Below are 2,545 nucleotides of genomic sequence, written 5' to 3'. Positions count from 1 at the left end.
AAGTTTCGCCGATATCGGCAAGTCGATCGAGTGTTCGATCGAGATCGGTCAATTCCCCTGCCGGAATCAGCCCTAAATGGCGATCGGGGAGACTAATGTCGTCGCGTCGCCGGAGTACGCCCAAGATGGGGAGATGGAGCGGTAAAAGGGCAGCAGTGAGCAATTCGAGGTGGCGATCGCTGCCGACTCGATTGAGAATTACACCCGCAATTTGAAGTTCTGGATCGAAAGTCCGATAACCATGCGCGATCGCGGCAATCGATCGGGAGGTGCTACTACAATTGAGTATTAAGACAACGGGGACATTTAACAATTTGGCAACCTGCGCCGTACTTCCCGCATCCGTCGTCCCCGAAGCTCCATCGAATAATCCCATTACCCCTTCGACAATGGCGCACTCGGCTGTCTGACTGTGGCGATCGAAACAATGCCGCACGTAGGCTGGTGAAGTTAAAATCGGATCGAGATTTCGACAGGCTCGCCCTGTCACATACGAATGAAACATCGGATCGATGTAATCTGGCCCCACTTTAAAGGATTGTACCGTCTGCTGTCTGCGTTTGAGGGCAGCAAGTAGGGCTAAGGTGATGGTGGTTTTGCCCACACCACTGCGTTCTCCAGCGATCGCGATTGACATAAATCTAGGTGGGAGCGTAAAAATTGACGATATTGCTCAACCTATTATTATGCGGCTACTGCCCTACATACGCTATAAGTCCCCGACTTCTTGAAGAAGCGGCTCGCGCTCGTCGGGTCTCCCGACGGTTTAGCGAGACAAGACAGTCGGGGACTTTAGGTGCCATGTTTTAGAAACCAGTGCTGTAATATCGATCGACCAAAAATTAAAAATCCCAGGTTGATTTAGCTGGATAGAATCAGCCTTTAAACTTACAATTCTGTCGAAGTATCTGGAGCAACTTCAATCCCGATCGGTTTGGGAACTTCGGTTGTTTTAACTAAATCTTGGAAGCTTTCAAGTTTGATACCCATATGTTGCGCTGCCAAGTGTAATTCTCGCTCGAAAGTTTCGATATCGCCACTATATCCACATAGATTAGCGGCTGCTTCGATGCCATCTTTGGCATTAGCTTTAGCACAATCGATTAGTTCGTTGCCATGAAGAGGTGTTGATGCTGCCATGAAATTAAATCTCCAAAAAAATCCTAGATTGGTAATCTTAGATCGCGCAGAAATACAATAGCTAAATTTCGGCGATCGAGCGATATATAATCTCTCGATCGTCTTTTGATTAACCTAACACCGATCGCCGATCGACTTCAACATGATAAAATTTATCGCTCGTAGAGTTATGCTGGATCGGATTGCAAAGCATTAATTCCGGCATAGCACAAATCCACACCTCGATCGAGGACTATTTTTCGCCATCGATCGCTTTTGGGCACAAAAACTTCGATTAATTCTTGTTTTGCTCTGTCAAAAGATAGATCTTTTGGTTGCCCCCACCAGTGAGCACAATTTTCGTTTCGGAGTGCTTTGAGGACGCGCAGCATTGGGTATGTACCAAATTCAGCGAGGATAAAATCATAGGTCAAATCGGTAAATTCATTCTGACACCAGCGACCGAATGTACCACGCGACTGATAGACTAAATCGTCTGGATCGATCGTCAACAACCGATTTGCTACGGGAGCTGCTCGACCCATAAATTGCTCCGATAACCATCGATAACGGGGCGAATCTCTAGTTATTTCAGCAAACAGTTGGTAAGTCCCCCATTTCCCCAAACCGGAATGTAAATCGAGATGAATTACCTGTTGTGACGCTCCCAACCAGCTTCGCAAATGAGTTGCTAAAATTTCTTGAGTGCGAGCGGGTGCATTACCGCCAAAAAATAAACCTTTGGGGTAGTCGTACTGTCCGACAGGGAGAGTATTTTTGAGCGCGGACATGCCATATCGCGCGATTAAACCTAGAGACTTTAACAGAAAAGGTTCGAGTCTGGATGGTGGGGTGCGTGGGTTGAGAAAACTATCTAGCGATGGATAAGCAGGCGGACAACCTTTATATGCCTCATCAGCCAGCAGAAAATTACGATTGAGGTCGATATTCTCTTCATTCCACCTGCGATACCACGCACAACCAAAAGGATTGAGGATGTGAATCGTCACGATCTGGAGATCGGCTGGTAATTGCTGGGTTGTAAAATAGCGATCGATCGTGGCTAATTGTACCGCCGAACCGAATAAGCCTTCGACCCCATGCAAGCCGCTAGAAATAACTAAGGCTTTACTGGCTGAAGGATTGCCAAAAATCGCCACATCGATCGACAATGGTTTATCATTCGGCGATGGCGCATCGATTTCATAAGACTGTATCCGCGCGTTATGCAGGCTTGCTGCCGTTTGCCACCGCGAGCGAGCGGTGAAATAATCTGGAGAAAAATAGTTCATTAGGCTTCTTTAAAACTGCCCACCCATAATGCTCGATCGCTCGAACCTATTTACTCATATTCTCCATTAAAAATCCCCTCCGAGGAGGGGTGCCCAACGGGCGGGGTGGGTAAAGTCTCGGCATTCACTAATAC

3 protein-coding genes are annotated in these 2,545 nt (G+C 47.2%); all 3 read right to left on the bottom strand.

Annotated elements, in window-relative coordinates:
• A partial coding sequence (locus C7B77_RS28035; protein ID WP_146138574.1) for a cobyrinic acid a,c-diamide synthase CobB occupies nt 1-637 on the bottom strand: 637 nt, incomplete at its 3' end.
• A gap of 251 nt (nt 638-888) precedes the next feature.
• A complete protein-coding gene (locus C7B77_RS28030; RefSeq protein ID WP_106312807.1) occupies nt 889-1,140 on the bottom strand; it encodes a hypothetical protein in 252 nt (83 codons plus the stop codon).
• A 167-nt stretch (nt 1,141-1,307) separates the two neighbouring features.
• Nucleotides 1,308-2,411, bottom strand: a complete 1,104-nt coding sequence (locus C7B77_RS28025; protein WP_106312804.1) for a M14 family metallopeptidase — start codon at nt 2,409-2,411, stop codon at nt 1,308-1,310.
• Nucleotides 2,412-2,545 lie beyond the last annotated feature (134 nt).

It is taken from the genome of Chamaesiphon polymorphus CCALA 037, assembly GCF_003003845.1.
Lineage (GTDB): Bacteria > Cyanobacteriota > Cyanobacteriia > Cyanobacteriales > Chamaesiphonaceae > Chamaesiphon > Chamaesiphon polymorphus.
Note: the sequence above shows the minus strand (reverse complement) of the source record. Positions and strands in the feature narration are given on the sequence as shown.

Excerpts from the sequence above, each read along its gene's own strand:
- C7B77_RS28030 (WP_106312807.1), bottom strand. The coding sequence starts at position 1,140 with ATGGCAGCATCAACACCTCTTCATGGCAACGAACTAATCGATTGTGCT.
- C7B77_RS28025 (WP_106312804.1), bottom strand. The coding sequence starts at position 2,411 with ATGAACTATTTTTCTCCAGATTATTTCACCGCTCGCTCGCGGTGGCAA.